General features: G+C 37.3%; 28 protein-coding genes. 14 read left to right on the top strand and 14 right to left on the bottom strand.

All coding sequences use genetic code 11. The features are described 5' to 3' along the window. Positions 1-25: 25 nt before the first annotated feature. The 4 genes from ASU31_RS06815 (at position 26) to ASU31_RS06800 (ending at position 2,863) form a co-directional block, all read left to right on the top strand. Entirely contained in the window at positions 26-529 is a 504-nt protein-coding gene (locus ASU31_RS06815) for a GNAT family N-acetyltransferase (RefSeq protein WP_057931601.1), read from the top strand. Beyond that, the gene (locus tag ASU31_RS06810; RefSeq protein WP_057931600.1) at positions 529-1,011 is read left to right on the top strand and encodes a MarR family winged helix-turn-helix transcriptional regulator; all 483 of its coding nucleotides are present in this window, start codon (positions 529-531) and stop codon (positions 1,009-1,011) included. Before ASU31_RS06815 ends, ASU31_RS06810 begins: the two co-directional genes overlap by 1 nt. A gap of 87 nt (positions 1,012-1,098) precedes the next feature. Continuing rightward, the gene (locus ASU31_RS06805) at positions 1,099-2,157 is read left to right on the top strand and encodes a nucleoid-associated protein (RefSeq protein WP_057931599.1); all 1,059 of its coding nucleotides are present in this window, start codon (positions 1,099-1,101) and stop codon (positions 2,155-2,157) included. 145 nt (positions 2,158-2,302) lie between these two features. Further along, positions 2,303-2,863: an REP-associated tyrosine transposase gene (locus ASU31_RS06800; RefSeq protein ID WP_209434964.1), complete on the top strand. Its 561-nt coding sequence runs from the start codon at positions 2,303-2,305 to the stop codon at positions 2,861-2,863. Positions 2,864-2,957: 94 nt separating this feature from the next. On the opposite strand, the gene ASU31_RS06795 is transcribed toward ASU31_RS06800, so the two are convergent. The 6 genes from ASU31_RS06795 to ASU31_RS06770 all read right to left on the bottom strand — a co-directional run bounded on the left by ASU31_RS06795 (position 2,958) and on the right by ASU31_RS06770 (position 9,101). Then, positions 2,958-4,304, bottom strand: coding sequence for a DUF58 domain-containing protein (locus tag ASU31_RS06795; protein ID WP_057931598.1), 1,347 nt, complete (start codon positions 4,302-4,304; stop codon positions 2,958-2,960). An 82-nt stretch (positions 4,305-4,386) separates the two neighbouring features. Beyond that, positions 4,387-5,364 (bottom strand): AAA family ATPase, encoded by a 978-nt coding sequence (locus ASU31_RS06790; protein ID WP_057931597.1) that lies wholly within the window; start codon positions 5,362-5,364, stop codon positions 4,387-4,389. Further along, positions 5,345-6,535, bottom strand: a complete 1,191-nt coding sequence (locus tag ASU31_RS06785) for a DUF4350 domain-containing protein (protein WP_057931596.1) — start codon at positions 6,533-6,535, stop codon at positions 5,345-5,347. Before ASU31_RS06785 ends, ASU31_RS06790 begins: the two co-directional genes overlap by 20 nt. Beyond that, entirely contained in the window at positions 6,532-7,260 is a 729-nt protein-coding gene (locus ASU31_RS06780) for a DUF4129 domain-containing protein (RefSeq protein ID WP_057931595.1), read from the bottom strand. The genes ASU31_RS06785 and ASU31_RS06780 overlap by 4 nt, the downstream gene beginning before the upstream one ends. A 1-nt stretch (position 7,261) precedes the next feature. Next, complete coding sequence (locus ASU31_RS06775; RefSeq protein ID WP_057931594.1) at positions 7,262-8,146, bottom strand: hypothetical protein; 885 nt, start codon at positions 8,144-8,146, stop codon at positions 7,262-7,264. Position 8,147: 1 nt separating this feature from the next. Then, positions 8,148-9,101 carry a stage II sporulation protein M gene (locus tag ASU31_RS06770; protein ID WP_057931593.1) on the bottom strand — a complete coding sequence of 318 codons (954 nt, stop codon included), beginning with the start codon at positions 9,099-9,101 and terminating at the stop codon, positions 8,148-8,150. A gap of 198 nt (positions 9,102-9,299) precedes the next feature. Here ASU31_RS06770 and ASU31_RS06765 point away from each other — a divergent pair, with 198 nt between their 5' ends. Then, positions 9,300-10,043 (top strand): RDD family protein, encoded by a 744-nt coding sequence (locus ASU31_RS06765; protein WP_057931592.1) that lies wholly within the window; start codon positions 9,300-9,302, stop codon positions 10,041-10,043. Here ASU31_RS06765 and ASU31_RS06760 read toward each other — a convergent pair. The 6 genes from ASU31_RS06760 to ASU31_RS06735 form a co-directional block, all read right to left on the bottom strand. Beyond that, positions 10,040-10,366 carry a DUF2752 domain-containing protein gene (locus ASU31_RS06760; RefSeq protein ID WP_057931591.1) on the bottom strand — a complete coding sequence of 109 codons (327 nt, stop codon included), beginning with the start codon at positions 10,364-10,366 and terminating at the stop codon, positions 10,040-10,042. The two genes, ASU31_RS06765 and ASU31_RS06760, sit on opposite strands and share 4 nt — an antisense overlap. 7 nt (positions 10,367-10,373) lie before the next feature. Continuing rightward, a complete protein-coding gene (locus ASU31_RS06755) occupies positions 10,374-10,883 on the bottom strand; it encodes a DUF5684 domain-containing protein (RefSeq protein ID WP_057931590.1) in 510 nt (169 codons plus the stop codon). Positions 10,884-10,969: 86 nt separating this feature from the next. After that, a complete protein-coding gene (locus ASU31_RS06750) occupies positions 10,970-11,695 on the bottom strand; it encodes an SGNH/GDSL hydrolase family protein (RefSeq protein ID WP_083505285.1) in 726 nt (241 codons plus the stop codon). A 119-nt stretch (positions 11,696-11,814) separates the two neighbouring features. After that, positions 11,815-12,684, bottom strand: a complete 870-nt coding sequence (locus tag ASU31_RS06745; RefSeq protein ID WP_057931589.1) for a serine hydrolase — start codon at positions 12,682-12,684, stop codon at positions 11,815-11,817. Further along, the gene (gene lipB / locus ASU31_RS06740; protein ID WP_057931588.1) at positions 12,684-13,412 is read right to left on the bottom strand and encodes a lipoyl(octanoyl) transferase LipB; all 729 of its coding nucleotides are present in this window, start codon (positions 13,410-13,412) and stop codon (positions 12,684-12,686) included. The genes ASU31_RS06745 and lipB overlap by 1 nt, the downstream gene beginning before the upstream one ends. A gap of 11 nt (positions 13,413-13,423) precedes the next feature. Continuing rightward, positions 13,424-14,071: a 4'-phosphopantetheinyl transferase family protein gene (locus ASU31_RS06735; protein WP_057931587.1), complete on the bottom strand. Its 648-nt coding sequence runs from the start codon at positions 14,069-14,071 to the stop codon at positions 13,424-13,426. A gap of 71 nt (positions 14,072-14,142) precedes the next feature. Here ASU31_RS06735 and dcd point away from each other — a divergent pair, with 71 nt between their 5' ends. The 9 genes from dcd (at position 14,143) to ASU31_RS06680 (ending at position 23,856) form a co-directional block, all read left to right on the top strand. After that, positions 14,143-14,679 carry a dCTP deaminase gene (gene dcd / locus ASU31_RS06730; RefSeq protein WP_057931586.1) on the top strand — a complete coding sequence of 179 codons (537 nt, stop codon included), beginning with the start codon at positions 14,143-14,145 and terminating at the stop codon, positions 14,677-14,679. 488 nt (positions 14,680-15,167) lie between these two features. Next, complete coding sequence (locus ASU31_RS06720; RefSeq protein ID WP_057931584.1) at positions 15,168-17,858, top strand: carboxypeptidase-like regulatory domain-containing protein; 2,691 nt, start codon at positions 15,168-15,170, stop codon at positions 17,856-17,858. Between the two features lie 98 nt (positions 17,859-17,956). After that, positions 17,957-18,718 (top strand): enoyl-CoA hydratase/isomerase family protein, encoded by a 762-nt coding sequence (locus ASU31_RS06715; RefSeq protein ID WP_057931583.1) that lies wholly within the window; start codon positions 17,957-17,959, stop codon positions 18,716-18,718. Between the two features lie 87 nt (positions 18,719-18,805). Then, positions 18,806-19,681: an SDR family oxidoreductase gene (locus ASU31_RS06710; RefSeq protein ID WP_057931582.1), complete on the top strand. Its 876-nt coding sequence runs from the start codon at positions 18,806-18,808 to the stop codon at positions 19,679-19,681. A 6-nt stretch (positions 19,682-19,687) separates the two neighbouring features. Continuing rightward, positions 19,688-20,113, top strand: a complete 426-nt coding sequence (locus ASU31_RS06705) for a DoxX-like family protein (protein ID WP_057931581.1) — start codon at positions 19,688-19,690, stop codon at positions 20,111-20,113. Beyond that, a complete protein-coding gene (locus tag ASU31_RS06700; RefSeq protein WP_057931580.1) occupies positions 20,098-20,835 on the top strand; it encodes a DUF2071 domain-containing protein in 738 nt (245 codons plus the stop codon). Before ASU31_RS06705 ends, ASU31_RS06700 begins: the two co-directional genes overlap by 16 nt. 164 nt (positions 20,836-20,999) lie before the next feature. Next, a complete protein-coding gene (locus tag ASU31_RS06695) occupies positions 21,000-21,578 on the top strand; it encodes a class I SAM-dependent methyltransferase (RefSeq protein WP_209434963.1) in 579 nt (192 codons plus the stop codon). A gap of 488 nt (positions 21,579-22,066) precedes the next feature. Continuing rightward, on the top strand, positions 22,067-23,338 hold the full coding sequence (gene purD / locus ASU31_RS06685) for a phosphoribosylamine--glycine ligase (protein ID WP_057931577.1): 1,272 nt from the start codon (positions 22,067-22,069) through the stop codon (positions 23,336-23,338). A gap of 11 nt (positions 23,339-23,349) precedes the next feature. Then, complete coding sequence (locus ASU31_RS06680; protein WP_057931576.1) at positions 23,350-23,856, top strand: SMI1/KNR4 family protein; 507 nt, start codon at positions 23,350-23,352, stop codon at positions 23,854-23,856. A gap of 64 nt (positions 23,857-23,920) precedes the next feature. Here the strand turns inward: ASU31_RS06680 and ASU31_RS06675 are convergent, their stop codons facing one another. Continuing rightward, a complete protein-coding gene (locus tag ASU31_RS06675) occupies positions 23,921-25,075 on the bottom strand; it encodes a TlpA disulfide reductase family protein (RefSeq protein ID WP_057931575.1) in 1,155 nt (384 codons plus the stop codon). 177 nt (positions 25,076-25,252) lie between these two features. After that, the gene (locus tag ASU31_RS06670) at positions 25,253-26,434 is read right to left on the bottom strand and encodes a formimidoylglutamase (protein ID WP_057931574.1); all 1,182 of its coding nucleotides are present in this window, start codon (positions 26,432-26,434) and stop codon (positions 25,253-25,255) included. Positions 26,435-26,471 lie beyond the last annotated feature (37 nt).

Here is a 26,471-nt window from a genome sequence, read left to right as displayed (position 1 = left end):
TATATTTGTTGAATAATATTTAGCGATGCAAAACGATTTTAAAATTGAACGGTTAGATAATCAATTCTGTGAAGCGATTATTGGGTTAATTCTACCCATCCAACAAATAGAATTTAATGTAGATATCGATTTGGCAGCACAGCCAGATTTATTGGATATAGAAAAAAATTACGATGGCTCCGGCGGTGCTTTTTGGGGTGCGATACTAAATGGCGAATTGATTGGTACTATTGCTTTAATTGCTGTACCTGAGCATCAATCGGGGGCAATCAGAAAAATGTTTGTTAAAAAGGAATTCCGAGGGAAAGATTTAGGTGTTGCGCAAGCTTTATTAAAAACACTTCTAGCCTACTGTAAGGATAATAACCTGAATGAGGTATATTTGGGTACAAAAGACATATTGCAGGCCGCCTGCCGTTTTTATGAACGTAATGGATTTAAACCGGTTGCAATGGGAGATTTACCGGTTTACTTCCCTCGGATGGCTGTAGACAATGTTTTTTATAGCCTGGATTTAAAATCTGTTTGATGGAACAAAATGTAATTGATGCTTCTGGTTTATTGGCCATTTCTACCCGCTTGCAAAGGCTCAGCGACCAGATCCGTAAAGATGGCTTGTTGATTTATAAAGCATTCGGAATTGATTTTCAACCCAAATGGTTCCCTGTGCTTTATACTTTATATAAAAAATCGACCATGAATGTGGTTTCGCTGTCAGATGAAATTGGTTATGCACATCCTTCCACCATCAGTTTGTTAAAGGAATTGGAGAAGGAGAAACTGATCCGGTCTAAAAAAGATAAAGCAGATACCCGTAAACGTTTGGTTGAACTCACAGAAAAGGGTACAGCACTTCTTTCTACCATGGAGCCTGTTTGGGATGTGATTATTAAAGCTACAGCAGAAATTACGAACACTCAAAACAACTTAATGAAGGCTATAAATGAGGTTGAGGCATCGTTAAAGGAAAAAAGCTTTTTAGAAAGGGCAGAGGCTTATATTAATAAATGAGTGAAGGATAGAATGATTGGATGATGGATTGGGAAAATGATTGATTGACGGAGAGGGTTAACCAATGATTTTACTATTTTTGCCCCCATGATTTCATTTTTCGAGGCTTCACTTAAGCAACTTTCTATCCACCATACAGGCAATAAATTGCTTGAGGAGTATTATAAATTATCTGATGCGCCTCTAAAAATTGATGATGAAGTATTGGGAAACCTGTTGATGCAGTATTTCTTAAAACCTTTCGAAAAGGTAAATGAAGTCTACCGTTTTTATCATCCCAACGATAATCTGGAGTTGAACGAAGTATTCCATTTCGTTCATGAAATTTTCGAAAACAACGAACTTTTTCACGAAGATTCGCAACAACTGGCCAAACATTTATACGATGTGGCCAACCACCCAAAAATTAAATCTGGCGAGCTTTATGTCGCTTATTTCGAAAAGGTGCAGATAGAAGGCGAGCAATTGGATGTGGTTGGCGTTTTTAAATCCGAAACAAAAGATACTTACCTAAAAGTTTATCCTGAACAGGATGGCTTTAATGTAAGTTACGAGCAAGAAGCCATCAGCATTAATAAATTGGATAAAGGCTGCCTGATTTTTAACGTTGATAAAGAAGAAGGTTACAAAGTTGTGGTGTTGGATCAATCGAAAAGTAGTAACGATTCTGCTGTTTACTGGAAAGATGAATTCTTGAAGCTGAAAATCAGGAACGACAGCTATAACCAAACCAGTAATGTTTTAGGGGTTTACAAAAACTTTGTTACGCAGAAACTGGATGATGATTACGAAATCAGCAAAGCAGATAAAATCGATCTCTTAAACCGCTCGATGAAGTATTTCAAAGAAAAAGAAACCTTCGATATTGAGGAATTCGGTAATGAAGTAATTGGTAATGCCGAAGGGATTGAATCGTTCAAAAATTATAAGAAGAATTACGAGCAAGAGTACGAAAGTCCGATTGCCGATAATTTTGAAATCGCCGAATCTGCTGTTAAAAAACAGGCCCGTGCCTATAAAAGCGTATTAAAGCTGGATAAGAACTTCCACATCTATATTCATGGCAATAAAGATATGATCGAAAAAGGTTACGACGATGATAAATCGATGAACTTTTACAAAGTGTATTTTAGGGAAGAGGAGTAGGTTTTAGTCTAAAGTCAGTAGTCTTCAGTCATGAGTCGATTTTAGACTACGGACTCAAGACTGAGGACTAAATCCTTTGTTGTGCCAATTCCCCGGTCTGTGTCCCCACAGACCGGAACTAAATTTTATTTTCTATTTTTAAATAATGGACAATAATATTTTCAAACAAGATCGCAACTCAAAAATGCTTTTGGGTGAAGTATATTTTTGGACGGATACGGTTAAAGACTGGAAAAAGATATTTTCTCAAACCAGGTACAAAACCATATTAATAGATACCTTAAGGGTGCTTGTAAAGAGAAAGAAAATTATCGTTTATGCTTTTGTGATTATGCCAAATCATTTACATTTAATATGGCAAATGATTGAAACTAATGGAAAAGAAATGCCTCATGCAAGTTTTAACAAGTACACTTCTCATCAAATTTTTCAGGATTTAAAACTTAATCATCCAGATGCATTGCCATATTTTAAAGTATCTGATGGCGAAAGAAATTTTCGTTTATGGCAGCGTGATCCCTTAGCTATTCTTTTGGATACGCAGGATAAACTTGAGCAAAAAATAGATTATATACATTATAATCCTTTACAAGTGCAATGGCAACTAAGTGAACAACCAGAAGATTATGAATGGTCTTCTGCCAGATTTTACGAAACTGGTATAGACAATTTTGGATTTTTAACTGATTATAGGAATCTCCTTTAATTTTATTTCGGTCTGTGAGGACACAGACCGAGGATTAAAGTCAGTAGTCTTCAGTCATGAGTCCGACTTTGGACTACAGACTAAGGACTCGTGACTAAATTCGCTGTTGTGCCTTTAACGCCAAATACTGGTTAATTACATTAACAGTAAGTTTTTGGGGAGGGGTAAGGATAGCTAATATACCATGTTTGTTGAGTTCCTTAACCATTAGTTTTTTCTCGTAGATAAATTTCTCGGCGATGGTTTTGTGGTAAATGCCTTCTACATCTTTTGCAGGTGCTGTACTTAATTCTTTTAGTTCTGTATTTTCGAAAAATACCACAACCAATAAGTGATATTTTGCTATTCTTTTTAAGTAAGGTAACTGTCTTTGTAGTGCCGATAAACTTTCGAAATTGGTAAAGAAAACCAAAAGCCCCCTTTGTTTCACTACTGATCGTACCGCGGAATATAGAGCCTCGAGATTACTTTCAAGGTATCTTGTTTTTTCTTTGTAAAGCACATTCATAATGCTGCCAAGCTGAGAAGCTTTACGATCAGCTGGTACAACAGCGCCGATATTTTCAGATATCGTAATTAAACCTGCCTTATCTTCTTTAAGCATGGCCACTTTCGAAAGTGCAACGGTTGCATTTATAGCATAATCGAGCAGGCTTAATCCTTCGAAAGGCATGCGCATTACACGCGATTTATCAATAACGCAATAAATATTCTGCGATTTCTCGTCTGTATAGGTATTCACCATTAAGCCACCTTTTCTGGCGGTAGCTTTCCAGTTAATGGTACGGATATCGTCGCCACCTACATAATTTTTAATCTGGTCGAATTCGCTGCTTTGTCCAACTTTCCTGATTTTTTTAATCCCGAATTCTGTTAAATAGCGCGAGGCGGCCATCAATTCGTATTGACCAAGATTAATAAAAGAAGGAAAAACAGGCAGGATCCTGGCGCCATCAAAGTTATAACGGCGGTTGATTAAGCCCAGAGGTGAACTGATATACGCTCTAATAAAGCCAAAATCGTACTCGCCACGTTTCGTTGGCCGTAGGTTGTAGTGGATCGATTTTACTTCAGCAGATTTTAGGTGAAGCTTAAAATCTTTATCCCGGAGTTGAAACTGAAAAGGTACTTCATCAATCACCCTCGCATTTACCCCAAAACCATACCTATTCTTGATTTCGATTTGTATCGGATTTTCATCGCCATTACTCAAACGTTTTGAGGTAATTCTTTTGGCATCAATCCCTTGGGTATTTCGGTATAGAATAAAAATATCGATAAAAAATAAAACAAATACAGCACCGGTGGCAATTTCAGGGATATCGCCCAGCCACGCAAAAAAGAACTTCAACAAAAAAAGCACAATGCAGAGGCCTAAAGCTGCAAATAAGCGATCGCTTAGGAATAGATTGTTATAATATTGCTGAAAGAATTTTTTCAATGTTGTTTAATCGGTTAAGTGTTTAAACTGGTTAACTGTAAGTAGCCAACTGTAAACTGAAAATTGGCGACTGATAACTGACCTACCGCGGTACTTCAATTTTTTTGATAATCTGGCTAACAATGTCGCTTGTAGTTAATCCTTCCATTTCTTTTTCAGGTGATAACAATATCCTGTGCGCTAATACTGGTCCTGCAACGGCAATAATATCTTCAGGTGTAACAAAATCGCGGTTTTGAATAGCAGCGAAAGCTTTTGCACTATGTACAATTGCTAAAGATGCCCTTGGCGAAGCGCCGAGATAAAGTGATGAATTGTTGCGGGTTTCATTTACGATTTTGGCGATAAACTCCAATAATTTTGGCTCTACAAACAAGTTGCGGATGATTGCCCTAGCCTCTTGTATCTGTTTAACAGACAATACTGGTTTTACTTCGTTTAATAATGTTTTATTAACTAAGGTATGCTGAGCCATTAAAATCGCAGTTTCCTCCTCTAGAGAAGGGTATTTAACCTCTATTTTGAATAAAAATCTATCCAATTGTGCTTCAGGCAGGCGATATGTGCCTTCCTGCTCAATCGGGTTCTGTGTGGCCAATACCATAAAAGGCTCATCCATAATATAGGTATGACCATCTATGGTTACCTGGCGTTCTTCCATCACCTCGAACAAGGCTGATTGGGTTTTTGCCGGTGCACGGTTAATCTCATCAACCAGAATAATATTACCAAAAATAGGGCCTTTCCTAAATTCGAAATCTCCTGTTTTGGTATTAAAAATCGGGGTTCCTAAAACATCAGATGGCATTAAATCGGGTGTAAACTGAACCCTCGAAAATTGTGCATCAATAGATTTTGCTAGCAATTTAGCGCTCAGCGTTTTGGCTACACCAGGTACGCCCTCAATTAAGATGTGCCCGTCGGCAAGCAAACCAACAATTAAGAAATCAATAACCTGTTTTTGGCCGATAATGATATTTCCAAGTACATTTCTGATTTGATTTACAGCTTCATTTAAGGCACTTAAATCGGTACGTGGGTTAAACTGTTCTTGTTCCATTGCTTTGCGTATTTTTATAAAACTGTTCTATGCTTTCGTTTAAATTAATCAATTGGGTATCGCTTAAATCGCCCATTGTTGGCGTTTGGATAAAATGTTTGGTCAGGGTTTTGGCCAGTGCTTCGTTAATGCCTGTTTTCTCTATGAGCACCTGAGCAAATTTGCTGTCGATATCGTTGGTCTTTATATAATACCTGGTCCTCAAGTACTCCATAAAGTAATTGATCTTTTTTAAGGCTATATCGAGGTTGTTCCGCTCGTGGTAATAAACGCTGCCCACCACATTAACAAAGGCCAATGAGGAATTAGTAAGCGGATCTGCGATTGGGATAATTCTTTGCCTGCGCTTAATGTCATACAAGACAAAAATTATCAGACTAAGTATTGCCAGATAGTATGCAAACTTCAGTTCAGGATGTTTAAAAAATACCCTGAGCATATCGGTAGCAGTGTTCTTTTGGGTAGAAAAATATTCATCAAAAATGAGCTGCTTATTTCCGTGTAAATAACTCAAGGTTTTAGCGGCATATTCTGCGCCATATTTATCGAGGAGATTGAAATTGGTGTAAAAACCGGGTTCGGCGATAAGGTAGAGATTGCCTTTTCCGTAAGCATAACGGATAAAATTAGGCTGGCCTTTCCCATTTACCCCAAGTATTGTCGTTTTGCTGCTGTCTACCTTACTAAAATACTGGCTTCCGATACCTCTTTCAAAACCATAGTTTGCATCAGTTTTTAGTTCTGGATTGGTGAAATTTAAGGTACTTCCTTCGGAAGACATTGCAGTAGAAGTTTGTATTTTAAGTTCCTTCCTTATTTTTCCTAAATCATAAGTGGCTATAAATACATCATTTCCAGCTCGCATATATTTTATCAGCTGTTCAAGATCAGTTTTACTAATGTCTGTCTTTTGCGCAACGATTATGTAAGCGGTTTTATTGAATTTTTTAGATTTTAACGTAGTGTAAACCGCAGCTTTTGACTGTTGAATACTTGCCGATGGCAGAATATCTTTGATTCTATTGTATAAAATATATGTTCCGTAAGGGATTTTATCTTTAGTAGCATATGTTGGCGCCCAGTTTGTTGGTGTAGGCTTATTATACTGCGCAATTAAATAACCCAAAATTAGAATGGAACCAATAATCAGGTATAATTTGTAGCCTTTCATTTAATCTGGTTGTTAAACTGGTTAAACGATTGCTTAATAGGGTCGAATTTCACCTCATCAATAGGAAAATCGCCATACCAGATATAATCGAACTGTAGGGTAAGCTGGCTAAAATCGCTTCTCAGCTCTGGTTTATTGATTTCCATTAAGTAATTATAATTGGTTTTATCGGGCTGCCATTGGATGATTTCGGCATCGCTCAGTTTTTTTAGTGCCCTCAGGTACAAAAGCCTAACTGCCAAGCGGAATTTTCTTTCGGCAACTAATCTTTGTAATTCCTGTTCATAATCTATCTCATGGATGTTTTCGGTAATTACATCGTATGGAGGGATTGTTTCTTTCGATTTTTTAGTGAAGATTTTTTCTGCACCAATAACTTTAACCACAATAAATATGATCAGCGCTACCCCAAGTCCGATAAAAATATACCTGGAAAAAATGTTGGATGCTGCTCCCTGAAACAGTTGGCCGATTATATCCCAAAACCATAACCAAAATTTGTCCCATAACGATAATTGTTGTTGACCTATTTCGTCGTATTGAAACTCTTTTTGTTCTTTATAATTGCTTATGGCCTCTTTATCAAATTTTGAAGCCACAATCTTACTGCTATCTGTTTTAATTATAGTAGTAACAGGCTTGGGTTTAGCCGTCTGTGCTTTGTTGATTACCGGAATAAAAAACAAAAGAGAAACAAGAAGATATCGGAATAGTGCACGCTGCATTTTAATATTCTTCAGGTCTGGTATCTATAGGTTTTTCGGTATTGCCAAAATTAGAAATCCTTTCCATTAAACCAGTGCTTTCTTTTTGTTCAACCAAACTGAAATAGGCCAATGAAATGGTAATGATGGGGATAATGGTAAATACCTGGCATAACGACTGCAAAACAGTTGTAATCATGGTAAGTGTTAAAGACATGTGTGGGGTTTTATGCGTAAACATACCAATCATATTAAATAAACTTGTAGGTAAAACAATCATGCTCATACAGGCATAAACAATAATCCATACTACGATCAGCGTACCGAAAGTAATCCAGAAATTATCTTTAATAATTTTGAAACTCCTGTTAAATGAATAACCTAATGAACCATTTTCGATTACCATTATCGGGAACATCATGGCAACATAGGGGAATAGCCAGAAGCCAGGTACAAGGCAAAACATAAAGGCAATACATAAAAGGATAATTAATAGGATAGAACTACCAAAAATCCTGAAAAAATAATATTTAAAGTATCCCCATACCTCATCGGTGGTTGGCGTTTGGTTCCCTTTCTGCACATATATGGCGATATAAGAAAGTATGGCGACACTCATACTGGCATATGTTGCTAAAGAGAATAAAATAGATAGGAAATACTCTAATCCATATAAAGCAGAAAAACCTAAACCTTTGGTATTTCTTCCATTACCGATGGTATTGATGATATTAACCATTTTGTATTGTTGTAATAACATGGTTAACATACTAGCCAGTACAAATAGGCCACAAAATGTGAAATATATTTTAATGAGGGGCTTAAAATTTTGACGCATGAAGGTAAAGGTGTCGTTGATCACCTGCCCGAAATCTCTTCTTTTCTTAAATTCAATTTTCCCTAGCATGTTAATTTAGTATTGCTTGTTTATTGTAGATTTTTATGGGATATATAAATACATACCAAATAATGAAAGCCGCAGAAGATAATAAAATGAACATACTTAACCACACAGGCATTTCAGTATGTCGTGTAACAAAACTTTCAAAAAAAGCCGCAACTATAAAAATTGGTATCAGGCCAATTACAATTTTTAGCCCATCTTTAGCTCCTTTTAAAACTGAAGCCATACGTGTATAGGTTTTGGGAAATAAAAGGCTATTGCCCAAAATTAAACCAGCCGCACCTGCCAAAACAATTGCGGATATCTCTAATGTGCCGTGAATCCAGATAACCAGAACCGATTGAAAGCCTAAACCCTTGCTAAAAAAGAAATACTGGAAGGAGCCCAATATTACTCCATTTCTAAATAGTGAAACGATAGAACCAAATGAAAATATAATACCCAAAACAAAGGTATATAGTGCAACATAAATATTATTAACCCCAATCTGCATAAACATCATAAACTCATTACTCTGCTTATAAACCCCAAACGGATCACCTTTGGCAATGTTTTCATTTGTCATGTTTACATAACCATCGCCCATAATCAATCGCACAAAGGTATCATCGTATTTTGCCGATAAAGCACCAATCGCACAAGAAATCAAGAAAAATGCCAATGCATAAAACACCTGTTTTCTGTGTTGAAGAAATATTAAGGGGAGTTCTGTTTTCCAGAAATGGATAAACCGGTTTGATTTTTCCTTTTTGTTTTTGTAAACGGATTGATGTAATTTAGAGGCTAAGCCATTGAGATAAGCTGTTGTTTTCGAATTTGGATAAAACGTTTTTGAGTAAGCCAGATCGTTAGTAATTTCGATAAACTGATTGGCCACTTCATCAGGATTTGCCTGTTGCATGGAATCATAATGTTGCCACTTCTTCGAATTCTGTTTAACAAATAATGCTTCTCTCATTTAAACGCTTTATCAAATCTCGGCTTAAAATAGCTAATTTTTTGTGGAAATGAAACCAACATTATTTTCAAATCAATTAACAAACTGAACAAATATACATAGCTGAACAATCTAAATATGAAAATATAAGAAAACTTTAGTTTAAAAAAATAAAGATAGGCCTACAGCTATTATCTTTAAAAAAAATTATGTTTGAATATGGATAGCATCAGAATTAGCACTGCTCAAAATATTGATATTGATTACGAAATTGCTGGCCTCGGAGAGCGTATAGCTGCAAGGTGTATTGATCTGGCTGGATTTTTAATTCTCGCTGTAATTACCCTAGTTGTAATGGGCGCTGCGCAAATGGCGATGTCGGGAAGTGCTGCAATAGTTGTTTTCTTTATTTTTCTGGCAATTTTTGCTTTCTACGACCTGGTTTGCGAAATCACTATGGACGGCCAAACTTTGGGAAAGAAGGTGTTAAAGATAAAGGTGATTAGCATTGATGGCACACAGCCAACCATTGGGCAGTATATTTTTAGGTGGTTATTTCGGATGATTGATTTCGGCTTCCCATTTGGCTGGGGCGTCGTTGCACTGGTTTCGGTAGCGGTAACAAAAAATCATCAACGATTGGGTGATATACTGGCTAAAACAACGCTGATTAAAACTAAACCAAGAACCGAATTTTCTAACGTGGCATTCAGTTTTAATTTGCCTGAAGAATATGAACCGCAGTTTAAGGAAGTTCTGCATTTAAACGATAGAGACATAGAACTTATTCATGAAGTATTAACCGGTTATTACCAAACAGGGAATGCCGATTTAATTTATGCCATGGCAGCCAAAACCAAGGAACACATTTTTGTAACCATTCCGGGTGGAATGAACGAGTTACAGTTTTTAGAGGCAGTATTAAAAGATTATAATCACCTTACCGCTAATATGAGTGTTTAGCTAAAAAACATTTTGTGTACATAGTTGATCATTACAAAATTACCGATCACGATAACCAGCACTCTAAAAATAAAGGAACCTTGTTTGATCTGGAACTTATACAATAGGCCAGCTGAGATAAATAAAAACAACAAGGGGATGGTGGGTGGATAAAGCGACCAGCTTTTTGATAAATCGCCTTGAAGAAGGGCAATAAAAGATCTTTGAAAGCCACAACCCGGACAATCGATACCTGTTAAAGCTTTAAATGGACAGGTGATTAAATGATTTTGCAGCCAATCAACCAGGTTGATTAAGCTGCAAAATATAAATATGATAAACATCCTTGAATTAAACTACCGGTGGAGGAGTATCGTTTGGAGTATCTTGATTTCCAGATGGTTTGTTAAAAGGATTGTTTGGGCTGTTAAATGGATTATTTGGATTGTTGAAAGGATTGTTCCCAAAACCGCCATTTTGTGCTTCTGCTGCCGATGGACCTAAATATTTAGCATCGCCAAAACCTAAAATTGGCCAGAAAATGTATGGAAAGATAACCAGACCTACTGTAAAACCTTCTGATTTGCCAAAACTTTTACTTACTAAATTGTAAAGCCAAATTGCAAATACAATGTTTACGCAAGGGATAATTAGCCATAAAATCCAGATCATTGGTTTGCCAACAATTTCTAATAAAATGATCAAATTGTAGATAGGAATAATTGCGGCCCAGCCTGGTTTGCCTGCTTTTTCGAATACTTTCCACATGCCGACAATCAACAAAACAATTATCGCCAGGTAAATAATTCCGCCTACCAGACCAATACCAGCGGCTATTCCGCTTGATTCATACTCATTCATAATTTACTGTTTTTAAAGGTGATTAATTTAAATAGTTGAACTAAAATAAATTTTTTAATTTAAAAACAGCATAAACAAACGTTTAATTATTTCAATACATTGGCCACTTTTGGTAATAAAGCGGTTGCCCATTGGGTATACATTTTAGCACTTGGGTGTAATCCATCGCTCGCCACTAACGATAAATCTACTGCAGCATTTCGAGATACGGGGGTAATGTTGGTATAGTTTACGCCAGCTGAAAGCGTGATTTCTTGGTTTGCAGTGTTAAAGCTGTCGATTTCACTCGCAATCGTTTGTGGGTTGCGCCCCGAGTTTTGGCCAAAAGGCGTAGCGCCCCAATCTGGAATAGAAACTACAAAAACCTTATTCTTGTTGCCTCCTGCAAAAGCGATTGCTGTTTGTAACAATTCTGTGAACTCCTTTTTGTAAGTATTTATCGGATAACCGCGGTATTGGTTATTTACACCAATCAAAAGCGTAACAAAACTATATGTTGCCGTTAAATTCTCCTTTTTTATCGCGGCCTGTAGCTCATCTGTAGTCCAACCGGTAACTGCAATAATTTTTGGATCTGTTACGTTAATGCCTTGAGTTTTTAATAAACTTTGAAGCTGATAAGGAAAAGATTCTGTTTGTTTAACGGCTTCACCAATCGTATAAGAATCGCCAAGGGCTAAATAAGTGAAATTACCTTTTCCATTTGATGTATTTGTAGCTTGATTGATTGCTGGCTCGTTAATCATGGGCGCTTGTTTTGTACAGCCCGAAGTTAAGAAAGAAAATAAAATGGCGCTTAATAAAATCTTCATAGCTTAATCTACGAATAAGCGCTCGGTTTAGTTTTGTTTTAGGGCAGCAATGAGTTTTTGTCTAAAAGCGGCATCAGTGATAATACCTGCCTCAAAATTCGCAAAATTGCTTTGAATCATCAGCTTTTCTTTTTCAGTTGCCCTAAATGTTTAAAAGCTACCTGGTTGCCTGGGTACACCATCGGCCATTCCATAATCTGATCTATGATATTTTGGATTGCGGGCTTAAAGTAGCTTCTACTGTTAATTTTGTGCATAATGTTTGCGTAATCAGTAGCATTTGAAGCGACTAATCTATCAGACCATATTTTTTGTACTGCGAGTGGCAAGTTCACTGTGCTGAAAGTTTTGATAAATGTAGAATCTGTTTTTAATTTGATGTGATTGGTTTCGCATCGTTTTATATATTCATTTATTGGCATTGCTTCCAATTGTTTTGCCCATATACTTTCAGCGAGGTTATCAGGTTTGAGGCAAGTCATTAATGCTCCTGCAGTGAAGTAATAGTAGGGACTATGCTGCTGAAGTTTTAGTGTTCTGATGTTCCGGCTAATGTTTGCCAAGCCTAATAAATCCTCAAGATATTCAGTATTGGCATTTGAGCTAAATCTAATCATGCCTTGAGCAATCTGTAGCAAAGAAACACTGTCAGCCTTTTTCTTTTGTAAGGATTTAAGCCATGCAGAATGTGCACCGCCATCGGTAAAAGGAATATAGTATTTGCTTAGATCGCTTATTGCTATGCTTTGGTTTGCGTCAATTTTTTTGGCGACAACCTGATTGGAAAATTCGATGGCAATAATGGTTTTGGCTGCACTGGCCAATGGCATCAATTGATTGCCTTTAAAATTGAGTACTTCCTTGCTGTTCTCAATAAGTACAATCGAAGCTTTTTTAGGATTATCCTTTATAAATTTAATTATCCCATCCAGGTTTTGTGCAGAAACATGTGTGGTAACCAGCGCTAAAATAAAAATAAGCCTGATCATTAAACGAGCTGCATTTTAAAGAGTTCGGCAATATGATTCTTTAATTTTCCTTTTACCTCTTCCATGTCAAGTTTATAACCGAGTTCTTTTGCTAAAGAAGTTACGGCTTTATCATCAATGCCGCAGGGCACAATATTTTTAAAATAATCTAAATCTACATTTACATTAAAGGCAAAACCATGCATGGTAACCCAACGGCTGCAACGAACGCCCATGGCGCATATTTTGCGGGCCTTTTCATTATCGGCATCTAACCACACCCCTGTAAAACCAGGATAACGGCCAGCTTCTATCCCATAATCTTTTAAGGTGAGGATAACGGCTTCTTCCAGCGTGCGCAGATATAAATGGATATCTGTAAAGAAATTATCAAGATCAAGAATAGGATAGCCCACTAGCTGCCCCGGGCCATGATAAGTAATATCGCCACCGCGGTTTATTTTATAATAGGTTGCCTGTTTGTCTTTTAATCCCTGCTCATCCAACAATAAATTTTCAGGATGCCCGCTTTTACCTAAGGTGTAAACATGGGGGTGCTCGCAAAATACAAGATGGTTCGGGGTAGGCTTATTGCTGTTGTTTATGCGGTTTTCTGTTTTAATGGCCACCGTTTTATTTAGCAGATCTTCCTGTTTATCCCAGGCTTCCTGATAATCTGTTAAGCCCCAGTCTGTAAAAATAGTTGGCTTTAAATCTGTTGCAATTGCTTTTTCCGCTGTCTCGTTCATCTCTATTTATTTTAAGAATTGCTGGCCACATAGCCTAACATGTAACTATCTTTTGTTTTAAAGTAATTAACGGTCAGCTCCCTTGTACCTGTTGGTAATTCTACAATTGCGTTTAGTGAGCCTTCGTTTTTTAGCTTAAAAGGTTTAATATGGATATGCTGTTTAAACTCTAAACCCTTTTTGCCATGCCACTTGTAAATAGCTTCTTTAGCGCACCATGCAACATACAAACCATCAGTATTATCTCCAATCTGTTTCTGGGCAAGCTCTACATCGCTTAAAAACTTGTGCTTAATGCTTTTTATCTTGTGCTTAATCAGTTCGATATCAACACCTACAGCATGATCTTTACTGATCATTACGGCAGCATAATCATAAGAATGGCTTAATGAAATATGATAGTCGAAATTAACCAGATAGGGTTTGCCGTGTTCATCAAACTGACAGTCGATGTACTCTGTTGTATTAAGCATTGTTCTCAATAGCAATCTCGTGCTTAACCAGTGCAGTAATCGCTTACCGCTATTTAGCGACGAAATAATATCACGTTCATGTTGCTTAAGCTGCAGTCCGGCCAACAATTCTTCCTCCGTTTCCTCAATTTTCCAAATTGCTAAAACAGAATGCTGATCAATATCTTTATTGTAAATTATTGGCATTGATTAAATTGGAGATTACATGCAAAATTATCTTAAATAAATGATAATTTAGGCCAAAAATACGTATAAAAATGATATTATCTGATAGCAGGATATTAGAAGAAATTGAGAAGGGAACAATCATCATTGAGCCTTTTAAACGCGAATGTTTAGGAACCAACTCGTATGATGTACATTTAGGAAAATACCTGGCTACTTATAAAAGCCGTGTGCTTGATGCGAAGGCGCACAATGAAATCGAACATTTCGAAATTCCTAAAGATGGTTATGTGCTCTACCCAGGTACGCTGTATCTTGGTGTTACGGTAGAATATACTGAAACACACGGCCATGTGCCTTTTTTAGAAGGTAAAAGTAGTACCGGCCGTTTAGGTATCGATATCCATGCAACAGCAGGTAAAGGTGATGTTGGTTTCTGTAATACCTGGACATTAGAAATATCAGTAGCACAACCTGTAAAAATTTATGCCGGAATGCCTATTGGCCAATTGATTTATTTTGTTGTTGAAGGTAAGATAGAAACGATGTACAATACAAAAGGTAATGCCAAGTACAACAACAAAACCACCAGGCCGGTAGAAAGCATGATGTGGAAGAATAAGTTTTAACAAGTTGCTTAATTGGTTATTAGCCGACAGCCAATTGAGAGCTGACGTCTTTTTCTTTTTTGGAAATGGAAGTCAGTACGCTGTGGCTGCTGCTGTCGGGTTTATGATTGGCGGTTTTGTTCTCTTGGCACTAAACGTCGTTCCTAAACCCGATTAAAGCGAACATCCCGATTTTTCATCGGGATAAAGCGTAAAGCGGGACTGTGGCTGCCAAATGCTCAGAAGCCCCTCATTTTCAAATCAATAGCTTAAAGGAATATTTTATTTGGAAATGAAAGCTAGTGTGCTGTGGCTGCTGCATTTATTAACAACATAAGGATAATGCCAGGCACACTGAATCCTTCATTTTCAAAGCCATATTGATAAATTAATGTGTTTCTGTAGTTGTGAACTAAAAATTTAGAAGTGAAACTAAATTTCATGGTATCTTCATGAAAATATGCCTTAGGTTTTGTACCTTGACACATATTTATTTGTTACCCAACCACATGAAACTCAAAATTACTCTCGCAATCAGTTTTCTATCTCTACTTATTGTTTTTGCCGCATTTAAAATGGATGATGATCCATTTAGTCAGCTCTTGCAAAAACTCGAAGATTACACCAGTAAATATCCGCAAGAAAAAGTTCACCTTCACTTAGATAAGCCTTATTATGCCATTGGCGATGATATTTGGTTCAAAGCCTATGTTGTAAATACCAAGACTTCAGCCCCTTCGGGCATTAGTAAGATCCTGTATGTGGAGCTGATAAATGAAAAAGATTCGCTAAAAAAACTGGTTAAGTTACCTATTATGGGCGGAATTACCTGGGGCGATTTTAAGCTAACAGATTCACTTGTCGAGGGCAATTATAGAATTAGGGCCTATACCAATTACATGCGGAATTTTGGCACCGAATTCTTTTACGATAAGACAATTAAGATCGGAAATAGCTGGGCTAACAAAGTTTTTACAAAAACTTCTTACAGTTTTACCAAAGAGAACAATGCAGATAAAGTAACCGCAACAGTTCATTTTGAAGATAAAAATGGTGTGGCTTATAGTGAAAATGAAGTAAGTTATGAAGTTCAGTTAGATTACCGTACCGTTACAAAGGGTAAAGTTAAAACAAGTTTAACAGGTGATGCGGTAATTAGCTTCACAAACAATCAATCATTCCAAAATAAATCAGGGAAAATTATTGCTACCATCGCGCTGGATAATAAACAAAAAGTAATCAAATCTATCCCGATCACTTCGACGTCTAACAATGTCGATGTACAGTTTATGCCGGAGGGGGGAACGCTTGTTGAAGAATTGCCCCAAAAAGTTGCCATTAAAGCGGTTAATGCCGATGGCCGCGGCGAAGATGTGGAGGGAACTGTAATAGACGAAGGGGGAAATGAAGTAACCAGTTTTGCCACCAATTATTTAGGTATGGGTAACTTTGTGTTTAACAATCAGGCTGGTAAGTCATATTCGGCAAAGGTTAAATTTAAGGATGGATCAGAAAAAACGTTGAAATTACCTGTAGCCGTTAAAAGTGGTTATGCACTTTCTGTAAATGCTTTAGATACAGGTAAAGTAGTGGTTAAAATTATGGCCAGCGCCGATCTTGTGAATGGTGATGAACTAAAAGTTGTGGCACAGCATGGTGGCAATGTATACTATGGCTCGAAAGCTAAAATGGATAAGCAAGTACTAGTGGCCAATATTCCAAAAAAGAACCTGCCAATCGGCATTGTGCAGTTTACTTTATTTTCAAGCAGCAATCAACCTTTGGCAGAGCGGTTGGTTTTTATTAATAACAAGGCCGAGTTAATTGACGTATCGGTTAATGCATCAGGAGTTTCTAGTTCAAAAAGAGGGAAAGCGGCCTTTACTTTCGATGCTAATAATGATAATAAACCCGTTTTAGGTAGTTTTTCGGTTGCTGTAACCAACGCAGCAAAAGTAACACCTGATGAAAATAATGAGTCGAATATCCTCACCTCGTTATTACTTACCTCTGATTTGAGCGGGTATGTAGAGAAACCCAACCATTATTTTTTAAAGGATGATCTTCAAACACAAAAGGAACTCGATAACTTAATGCTTACCCAGGGCTGGAGAAGATTTCTTTGGAAAAACATCATCAATAATGTTGGTCCGAATATTACCTATAAACCCGAGCAGTCCATTACCATTAGTGGAACGGTAATGAAGGGCAATAAACCTGTACCTGGTGGTAAGGTAATGCTAATGGCTACAAAAGGAACGGTGTACATTTTGGATACGGTAACCAATGCCGAAGGAAAATTTGTTTTCGATAATTTAAGTTTTGGCGATAGTACAAAATTTGTTGTTCAGGCAAGAACTAAAACAGAAAGGAAGTTTGTAGATATTAATCTTGATATCGTTCCTGGGCAGATTGTAACCAAGAATAAAAATGGAGCTGATATTGATATCAATGTGAACAATACTTTGATGAAGTATATTAAAGAAAGCGATAACTATTTTAATGAGATGACCCGTTTAGGCTTGCTAGAGCGGACCATTAAACTCGAAGAAGTAACCATTACCGAAAAGAAAAACCCGGCGAAGAACTCATCCAACCTAAACGGTGCCGGTAGGGCCGATTTCATAATGACAGCCGATCAGTTATCCACTTGTATTACCTTATCTCAATGTTTGCAGGGCCGTTTGCCAGGTGTAATATTTAGGGGCAATATACCTTACCTTATGCGTAGCCAGGATACTCCTATACAAATTATTGTTGATGGTATGCAGATGGAAGCTGATTTTCTGGATAATGTTGTTCCAAGCGATGTAGAATCTATCGAGCTTTTAAAAAGTATAGGAAATACAGCTATTTATGGTTCGCGAGGAGGAGGTGGTGTAATTATTATCACTACTAAACGTGGTGATGGGGGAAGAAGTACTGCTCGTTATGCACCTGGAATTGTAACCTTTAATCCAAAAGGATTTACGATTTCAAGAGAATTTTATTCGCCAAAATATGATGCGGCAAGTTCAAGCAGCAGGACTGATTTCAGAACAACTATTTATTGGAACCCACAGGTTGTTACAGATAAAGATGGAAAAGCACAGTTCGAATTTTATAATGCAGACGAACCCGGAACCTACCGTGTAGTAATAGAAGGAATAGACGCTATAGGGCACTTGGCAAGAAAAGTTTATACTTATGATGTTAAATAGATAAAAATAGATAAATTTGAATTAGTATGCATGCATAGTTTATGCTGCGGTATATTTACCTTGATACTAGATTCTTAAATCTTGATACTATTTAAAATATGAATACAATAAAAGTAAGTGTTAAAGATCGCCTGGCAACCATTACGTTAGATAGAGGAAAATCGAATGCCTTAAACCGCGAGTTGATTACCGAGCTTGACGATATGCTTAAAAATATTACCGCTGATGATAACATTGGCGGTGTAATTTTAACTGGTACAGCACCTTTCTTTTCTGCGGGACTGGATTTGGTAGAACTTTATAACTACAACGAAGAAGAGGCTAAATCTTTCTGGCAGTTATTTTTGGGCTTCACCGCCAATATGGTTTCGTTTAAAAAACCGATGGTAGCCGCAATTAGTGGCCATAGTCCGGCCGGTGGCTGTGTAATGGCATTGGCCTGCGATTATCGGGTAATGGCAGAAGGACAATACATTATTGGACTTAATGAGGTTCCGGTAGGTATTATTGTGCCAAATAGTATTTTTCAATTGTATGCGTTTTGGTTAGGTAAGGCTGAAGCAAGCCGTAGTTTACTTTCGGGTAAACTTTACAGTCCCGAAGAAGCTTTAAAAGTCGGCTTGGTTGATGAACTGGTGAAAAATGAAAGTTTGTTAACGGCTGCTGAGCGTAAGATTAAGAAATACATGGAGCTCGAAAGTAATACCTGGTCGCAAAGCAAATTAAATATCCGCGAGGAATTAATTGCTGCAGTAACCGCAGATCAATCGGCTACTTTAGAAAAAATGTTAGCACAGTGGTGGTCGCCGGCAACACGTCATATTTTAAAAACAATTTTAGCTAACCTACAGAGAAAGTAATCAGTTTATAGTTGTTGGTTTTCAGCTAGGAATTAACCAACGCTACAGTTAGCCAATTACAACAATTAACCAGTTAACCAATATACTATGTTCAGTTATAATGCACCAATGCTCAGAGAAGACGCTTTAAAAGGAAAAACCATTGTAATTACAGGCGGTGGAACAGGATTGGGGAAAGCAATGGGCGTATATTTCTTGAAATTAGGAGCCAACCTCGTAATCACAAGCAGAAAACAGGATGTATTGCAAAAAACTGCCGATGAAATGGAAGAAAAAACAGGCGGCAAAGTATTGGCAGTTGCCTGTGATGTTAGGGAAGTAGCACAGGTAGAAAACGTATTGGCCAGAACTTTAGAAAGATTTGGTTCGGTTGATGTATTATTGAACAATGCTGCAGGTAATTTCATCTCTCCAACCGAACGGTTATCGGCCAATGCATTTTCATCTATTATCGATATTGTTTTAAAAGGAACGGTTAACTGTACTCTTACCTTTGGTAAACACTGGATTAAGGAAAAACAAGCGGCAACAGTTTTAAATATAATTACCACTTACGCTTTTACAGGCTCAGCCTATGTTGTGCCTTCGGCCTGTGCAAAAGGAGGTGTTTTAGCACTAACAAGATCTCTAGCTGTAGAATGGGGTAAATATGGTATCCGGACCAATGCGATTGCCCCTGGCCCATTCCCAACCAAAGGTGCATGGGAGCGTTTACTGCCTGGCGATTTAGCCAAAAAATTCGATTTCAAAAACCGTGTACCTTTGAAAAGAGTTGGTGATCATCAGGAACTCGCCAATTTAGCTGCATTTCTGGTGAGCGATTTCTCCGGATACATTAATGGCGAAGTAATTACCATTGATGGAGGTGAATGGTTGCAGGGAGCAGGCCAGATGAATGGTTTGGAAGCGATCCCGAATGAAATGTGGGATATGCTCGAACAAATGACAAGAAGCGCGAAATAAAGCGATATGATAAATGTGATCAATCGCAACAATCAAGTATTACCACAAAGAATACTTACCTGGTTTATTGCATTGGTTTGGCTTGCAAACGGATTGTTTTGCAAAGTGTTAGGTCTTGTACCCCGCCACGAACAGATCGTTGCCAGAATCTTAACACCCACCCATAGTCATTACTTTACAGTTTTTATAGGCATATCAGAGATTGTGATGGCAATCTGGATTTTGAGTAGTTTCAAAACTAAGCTAAATGCTGTTGTTCAGATTGTAATAGTTGCTACAATGAATACCATAGAATTTATACTTGTGCCAGATCTATTGCTTTGGGGGAAATTCAATTCGCTCTTTGCATGTATATTTATTATAGTTGTGTTTATCAATGGGTTTTATTTTAATAAAAAAACAACGCAACAGGCATCATGTTCTCATTTCTGAAAAACCACCCATTTGCAGTCGATGCATTTTTTGAAAACTCACTCGTATTAACGTTTGCTGTTCCAAAAGCAGAATTAGAACACCTTATTCCGGAATGTTTAGCGCTGGATCTCTTTAAAGATAAATGGGCTTTCATTGCTATCGCTATGGTTCAGACGAAAAATTTGCGACCAAAAGGCTTTCCTAAATTTATGGGTAACGATTTTTTTCTTATTGGTTATCGTGTATTTGTGAGTTATACGAACAAAGCAGGGAAAAGTCTTCGTGGTCTGTATATTTTAAAATCAGAAACGAATAAAAAGAAAATGGAATTTATGGGCAATATTTTTACCCATTACAATTATACCACAACAGATATATCGCTAATTGACAGAGAAAATACTAAAGAAATTACTTCAACCAATTCTAATTTTAAAATCGTAATCGATAAAACAGATCATGAGGTTGCCTTGCCCGAAGATTCGCCATTTGCCGATTGGAAGGAAGCCAGAAGATTTGCAGGGCCTTTGCCCTTTACATTTACTTACAACAAAAAAAACAAGGAAGTTTTAATTATTGAAGGTGTGAGGCAAAACTGGCAGCCAACTCCCATAAAAATTGCCAGTTACAGCTTTGGATTTTTAAATTCATTAAATCTAAATGGACCGATTTTAGCAAATGCCTTTGACATTCAAAACATCCCTTATTATTGGAAAAGAGGAAAAATTGAAAAATGGAAGTAAAAAGAAGAAAATTTCAGGGCGTATTAAATATTTTAAGTTTTAACAGGCATTTTTACATATTTGGCCTTATAGCTTTATTGTTAGTGATAGTTTCCCAAATAGTATTGCAATGGCCTATTGTCTTGTTTTGGATAATTATTTTAGCATTTCTATATGGTCTTTTAATGCCCCTAATCGTATCTGCATATGTTTACGATTTTTCTGGCTATTATCATTTCGATTGGTTAAAAAAAACTGGTATTTCAAATTCAAATCCAGACTTAATCCTAAATATTAATGCAGGTTTTGATGAAACAAGCTTCATTCTTGAAAGTCATTTTCCGCAAGCAACTTTAAAGGTTTTCGATTTTTACAATCCTGAAAAACATACTGAACAGGCAATAGTCAGGGCAAGAAAAGTAAGTTTGATCTTTCCTGATACAGCACAGATAGCCACAGATTTTATTCCTTTGCACGATAAATCTGTTGATATGATATTCCTGTTGTCGGCTGCCCACGAAATAAGATCGCAGCAAGAGAAGATTGTTTTTTTAAAGGAATGTTATCGGTTATGTAAACCAACAGGTCAGGTAATTATGGTAGAACATTTACGAGATTTGCCCAATTTTATAGCTTTTTCTATTGGTTTTACACATTTTTTCTCACGGAGAGTTTGGCGAAAAGCATTTAAAACAGCAGGTTTTTCTTCTTTGTCTGAAACGAAATTCACGCCATTTATGTCTGTTTTTAACTGTTGCCCTTGATTTAAATGCAAATACACTTATTAATAATTGGTGCTCTTCTGGTCGTATTGGCACTTATTCACATCATTTTTCCAAGATACTTTAATTGGGAAAGTGAACTTAAATTGCTGAGTTTAATAAACAGACAAATGATGTTGGTACATGCCTTTTTTATTGCGTTTACCGTACTTCTAATGGGCTTACTCTGTTTAACTTCATCAAATGAATTAATACAGACTGATCTTGGAAGAAAGATCTCGCTCGGTTTGGGCCTATTTTGGACTACCAGATTCTTTATTCAGTTTTTTGTTTACTCCAGGGATTTGTGGAAAGGTAAGCTATTCGAAACTACCGTCCATGCTATGTTTTCTATTCTTTGGGCATATTTTAGCTCCGTATTCCTCTTTATATTTTTTAAATACTGACTAGTTTAGTGCAAAAGCACTTTATCATAAAGTCTTACCACTTCATACTGGGCTACTTGATGGTAAAATATTATCTTTGCCGATATGAATATCTTACTTTTAGGGTCAGGCGGCAGAGAAAGCACATTCGCTTGGAAAATGAGCCAGTCTTCGCACTGCGATAAACTAATTATTGCTCCAGGTAATGGTGGTACAGGAGCTTATGGTACAAACATCAACATCAATGTAAACGATTTTGATGCCATTAAAAAAGTAGTGCTTACCGAAAACATCGAACTCGTTGTAGTAGGTCCGGAAGAACCTTTGGTAAATGGTATTCACGATTTTTTCCTTGCCGACAAAGCCATTGCGCACATTCCGGTTATCGGACCTAAAAAAGAAGGCGCTATTTTAGAAGGAAGTAAAGATTTCTCTAAACAGTTTATGGAGCGCCATGGTATTCCTACTGCAGCTTCAAAATCTTTCACGCCCGAAACTTTAGAAGATGGCTTAGCTTATCTGCAAAACCATGCGTTGCCGGTTGTTTTAAAGGCCGATGGTTTGGCGGCAGGTAAAGGTGTATTAATCTGTACCGAAACCATTGAGGCTCAGGAAGAATTAAAACTGATGCTTGGCGGTAAATTTGGTGCAGCTGGGGCAACTGTAGTAATTGAAGAATTTTTAAGCGGAATAGAACTTTCGGTATTTATTTTAACTGATGGTGAAAATTATATCACACTGCCTTCGGCTAAAGATTATAAACGGATTGGTCAAGGCGATACAGGTTTAAATACTGGTGGTATGGGCTCGGTTTCGCCGGTTCCTTTTGCCACACCAGAATTTTTGGCTAAAGTAGAAGAACGCATTATTAAGCCAACAGTTGACGGTTTAAAGAAAGATAATATCGATTATACAGGTTTCATCTTCTTCGGATTGATAAAAGTAGGAGAAGAGCCATTTGTAATCGAGTACAATGCGCGTATGGGCGATCCTGAAACAGAGAGTGTGATTCCTAGAGTTGAAAACGACTTGGTAGAGTTGTTTTTAGCTACTGCCAACAAACAATTAAACCAGGTTAGTTTGGTTATTTCAGAGCAAACAGCTGCTACTGTAATGATTGTAGCAGGTGGTTACCCCGGCGATTACCTGAAGGGTAAAGCCATTACCGGAATTGAAAACCTACGTCATTCTAATGCATTCCATGCCGGAACATTGTTAGAAAATGATGTGGTAAAAACAAATGGCGGAAGGGTAATTGCGATTACCAGTTTGCAAAAAGATTTGTTTACTGCCTTACAATCAGCAACTGCTGATGCTGGCAGAATTTATTTCGATGGGAAATATTTCAGAGAAGATATCGGTTTTGACTTAATTTAAAAGAATATAAGTTGAAAAAAATACTTAAGAAGATTTCCGAAACCGCAATTAAACAAGGAGAGTTTAGTTTTACAACCGAACAGACTGAAACAAAATGGCTAGGTAATCAACCTGCCACCTTAGCCGAAATACAAGAAGCTGAAGTAAGATTGGGCGTAACGCTTCCAACGGATTATAAAGAATTTCTGTTGATTACCAATGGATTTACTACGCCAAATGAACACGTTGATCCATCGTTTTCAAAAGCAAGCGATATCGCATTTCTAAAGGATGTTGATCCACAGCTGATCGAAATTTGGACAGAAAATCATGAGTTGCTAGAGGTAGCCATTAAGCTGGCCAGAAGCATTATTATTGCTGGTTTAGGAGAGGAGCAATACTTTCTTTTAGTTCCGCCTATAATTGAAAATGGAGAATGGGAATACTGGAAGTTTGCATCATGGATTCCAGGAGAAGATCCTTACGAAGGACTCGAAAATTATTTCATTAACGTATTGGATTTCTTAAAATCTGCATAATACGTTTTCGTATAAACAAAGAAAGCCCCAAATCGATTGGGGCTTTCTTTGTTTGAATGCTTTTTTATTTCGATTTGCTTCCTAATAATTCTTGAAGTTTATCTTGTAAAGCTTGTTCTCTTAAGCCCTTAGCAATAATTTTACCTGTTGGATCAATTAAGAAGTTAGCCGGGATTGATTGGATGCCATACATTTGAGCCACTTCATTGCTCCAGCCTTTTAAGTCTGATACATGTGTCCAGGTTAACTTGTCGGCCTCAATGGCTTTTTGCCAGGCCGCTTTAGTTGTTCTGGTATTTCCTCCATCTAAAGAAACGCCTAAAACAGTAAAGCCTTTATCTTTAAATTTGTTGTAAGCTGTTACCACATTTGGGTTTTCCTGACGGCATGGGCCACACCATGAAGCCCAAAAATCTACCAGTACATATTTGCCTTTAAAATCAGATAATTTAACAGGTTTACCTGCAGTATCAACTTGCGTAAAGTCCATAGCCATGGCACCTACAGCGGTTTTTCTTCCTGCATCAAATATTTGAGCAATTTTTTTACCTGTCGTAGTTGCCTTCAAGTCTGGCGACAATCCAACAAAAGCTTTTTCTGCAGCCACGGCCTGATCAGGATCTGCGGCCAACTGACTAATTGCGCTTAGGCTGATAAATGATTTGGGATTGCTGTTTGCGTACTGTAATAACAATGGAGCCATTCCTGCAGCCTCTTTTTCATAGCGGGCACCTAAGGCGCCCATTACGGCCTTATCTTGTTTTTGCTCTGGTGTATAAGCTGCATACTCAGCATTAATTGCAGCAAGTTTATCTGCTACAGGTTTAGTTAATGCTTTTAATTTCTTTGCATCATCATTAACTGGTGAGCCAGTAATTGTTGCTTTCTTTAAAGAATCTGCTGCAGCTAGCTTTATATTTCCTGGCTCCAAATATAGCGATAAAGCATCTAATTTCTCACCCTGTGCCGGGCGGTTTACGTAAGGGTTTTTGTTTAAGAAAAGACTTCCCTGTGCAGGATTTAACAATGTTCCTTTAAATGCAAAAGTGCCATTTGTTACAGTTGTAGAATCGGTGACATTTTTGCCGTCACCTTGATAGATCAGATAAACCTTATCTCCGGTTTTCAATCCTTTTATGTCAGCGCTTACTGTAAATGGCTTTTGTGCCAAAGCTGCAAGGGGCAATAGTGCCATTGCAGATAATAATATTTTTTTCATCTGTATAATATTTTTTCATTGGTGATGAAGCTATCATGATTTATTGATTTTACTTTGTGATTTTGAAAATCATGATGGTTTCATGAGGTTAGTTTAATTCCGTCCAAATATAGAAATCTGTACCGCTAAAACGTAAATACCTGTGTAAAATTATAATACTATTTATTGGCGCAGTTTTTAATTTAACTTTTGGTAGGTTCTCCACCATAAATCAGGCATTTCACCATTAACAGCAGTTTGGTAATCATCATACCTGCAAGGCACCAGATGGTAACGTTCGTTTTTAGATTGGCCCGATGGGTAAGGAACCTGCATCCACCAGCGGTCTGATTTTTTGCTTTTTACAAACATCATTTCCCCTGAACCGTCTTTTAAACTGGTTCTATAGATCATAAACTGTGATTTCGGTGTAAGCGGGAAATCCTTTTTGCGGGCATAAAATCCATCTACAAAATACCATACCATTTGAGCAAGTAAGAAAGCAGTTTGTCCGTTATTATCGTAGGCTGGATTAAACTCGTAAAAACCAATAGAGGTCAACTTATCATTCATGCCAGCATAACGGGCAATGCGACAGGCTTCTTCGCCATCAAAGCCGTTTGGAGTGGTGTTTGCATTTGCAGCAGCATCGGCAGAGCGGATAGCGCCCATATCAAAGCTAATCATGTTCGCATTGCGAATAATGGGCTCTGTTAAGGTAATATCCTGAGCAAATTCACCCAAACGGTGTACATCAAAATATAATTTATCCATCACGCTCAAACTCTCCTGGTTTACAAAATAAGTTTGATAACCCACATTGCTAAAATTAAAAAGGTAATTGGGCTGGTGCAGGAAAATTTTGTTCAGGTAACAGTCAGATCGGGTAGCAATACCTTCATGGTCATCATCGCCAATATCAAATTGGTTATCAATAATTACCAGATCTACTTTTTGCTCTAAATCTTCGTAACCCAGGTATTGGCCATAGGTTAAATCTTGCCCACCGCCGATAATGATCGGAATAATGTCTTTTTTAATCAATTCCGAAACCACCATTTTGATGGCAATGTAAGTATCGGCAATGGTTGCGCCGTGTTTAATATTGCCTAAATCTACAATCCTGCTATTAAAAGCACCTTCGTTGAGTTTATAAAATTTCTCTCTAAAATAATCCGGTGCCAGGGCAGAACCTTCATTATTAACGGCACCTCTTCCATCAAGTACTCCGAAAATTGCCAAATCGTAGGTGTGCTCCTCAAAATCGGGAAATGACTCGATGTAAATCTGCGCTTTTAACCCCAGCTGACTTGTGAAAAATCCTTGCTTGGGTGTAAAACTATCGGGGTTTATAGGGGAAAAGAAATCCGTTAATGACATATATTTAAAACTCTCGGCTCAAATATCTATTTTTGAA

Source organism: Pedobacter ginsenosidimutans, assembly GCF_001442625.1.
In the GTDB taxonomy this organism is placed as follows: domain Bacteria; phylum Bacteroidota; class Bacteroidia; order Sphingobacteriales; family Sphingobacteriaceae; genus Pedobacter; species Pedobacter ginsenosidimutans.
This window is presented reverse-complemented; position numbering and strand designations above follow the sequence as displayed.

Bases quoted from the DNA above. Each gene is read 5' to 3' on its own strand.
- ASU31_RS06735 (WP_057931587.1), bottom strand. From the start codon at position 14,071: ATGCCAATAATTTACAATAAAGATATTGATCAGCATTCTGTTTTAGCA.
- ASU31_RS06805 (WP_057931599.1), top strand. From the start codon at position 1,099: ATGATTTCATTTTTCGAGGCTTCACTTAAGCAACTTTCTATCCACCAT.
- ASU31_RS06750 (WP_083505285.1), bottom strand. From the start codon at position 11,695: ATGAAGATTTTATTAAGCGCCATTTTATTTTCTTTCTTAACTTCGGGC.
- ASU31_RS06790 (WP_057931597.1), bottom strand. From the start codon at position 5,364: ATGGAACAAGAACAGTTTAACCCACGTACCGATTTAAGTGCCTTAAAT.
- ASU31_RS06800 (WP_209434964.1), top strand. From the start codon at position 2,303: ATGGACAATAATATTTTCAAACAAGATCGCAACTCAAAAATGCTTTTG.
- ASU31_RS06760 (WP_057931591.1), bottom strand. From the start codon at position 10,366: ATGTTTATCATATTTATATTTTGCAGCTTAATCAACCTGGTTGATTGG.
- ASU31_RS06715 (WP_057931583.1), top strand. From the start codon at position 17,957: ATGAATACAATAAAAGTAAGTGTTAAAGATCGCCTGGCAACCATTACG.
- lipB (WP_057931588.1), bottom strand. From the start codon at position 13,412: ATGAACGAGACAGCGGAAAAAGCAATTGCAACAGATTTAAAGCCAACT.
- ASU31_RS06745 (WP_057931589.1), bottom strand. From the start codon at position 12,684: ATGATCAGGCTTATTTTTATTTTAGCGCTGGTTACCACACATGTTTCT.
- ASU31_RS06675 (WP_057931575.1), bottom strand. From the start codon at position 25,075: ATGAAAAAAATATTATTATCTGCAATGGCACTATTGCCCCTTGCAGCT.
- ASU31_RS06695 (WP_209434963.1), top strand. From the start codon at position 21,000: ATGCCCCTAATCGTATCTGCATATGTTTACGATTTTTCTGGCTATTAT.
- ASU31_RS06765 (WP_057931592.1), top strand. From the start codon at position 9,300: ATGGATAGCATCAGAATTAGCACTGCTCAAAATATTGATATTGATTAC.
- ASU31_RS06700 (WP_057931580.1), top strand. From the start codon at position 20,098: ATGTTCTCATTTCTGAAAAACCACCCATTTGCAGTCGATGCATTTTTT.
- ASU31_RS06770 (WP_057931593.1), bottom strand. From the start codon at position 9,101: ATGAGAGAAGCATTATTTGTTAAACAGAATTCGAAGAAGTGGCAACAT.
- ASU31_RS06810 (WP_057931600.1), top strand. From the start codon at position 529: ATGGAACAAAATGTAATTGATGCTTCTGGTTTATTGGCCATTTCTACC.
- ASU31_RS06710 (WP_057931582.1), top strand. From the start codon at position 18,806: ATGTTCAGTTATAATGCACCAATGCTCAGAGAAGACGCTTTAAAAGGA.
- ASU31_RS06705 (WP_057931581.1), top strand. From the start codon at position 19,688: ATGATAAATGTGATCAATCGCAACAATCAAGTATTACCACAAAGAATA.
- dcd (WP_057931586.1), top strand. From the start codon at position 14,143: ATGATATTATCTGATAGCAGGATATTAGAAGAAATTGAGAAGGGAACA.
- ASU31_RS06815 (WP_057931601.1), top strand. From the start codon at position 26: ATGCAAAACGATTTTAAAATTGAACGGTTAGATAATCAATTCTGTGAA.
- ASU31_RS06780 (WP_057931595.1), bottom strand. From the start codon at position 7,260: ATGCAGCGTGCACTATTCCGATATCTTCTTGTTTCTCTTTTGTTTTTT.
- ASU31_RS06775 (WP_057931594.1), bottom strand. From the start codon at position 8,146: ATGCTAGGGAAAATTGAATTTAAGAAAAGAAGAGATTTCGGGCAGGTG.
- ASU31_RS06670 (WP_057931574.1), bottom strand. From the start codon at position 26,434: ATGTCATTAACGGATTTCTTTTCCCCTATAAACCCCGATAGTTTTACA.
- ASU31_RS06720 (WP_057931584.1), top strand. From the start codon at position 15,168: ATGAAACTCAAAATTACTCTCGCAATCAGTTTTCTATCTCTACTTATT.
- purD (WP_057931577.1), top strand. From the start codon at position 22,067: ATGAATATCTTACTTTTAGGGTCAGGCGGCAGAGAAAGCACATTCGCT.
- ASU31_RS06755 (WP_057931590.1), bottom strand. From the start codon at position 10,883: ATGAATGAGTATGAATCAAGCGGAATAGCCGCTGGTATTGGTCTGGTA.
- ASU31_RS06785 (WP_057931596.1), bottom strand. From the start codon at position 6,535: ATGAAAGGCTACAAATTATACCTGATTATTGGTTCCATTCTAATTTTG.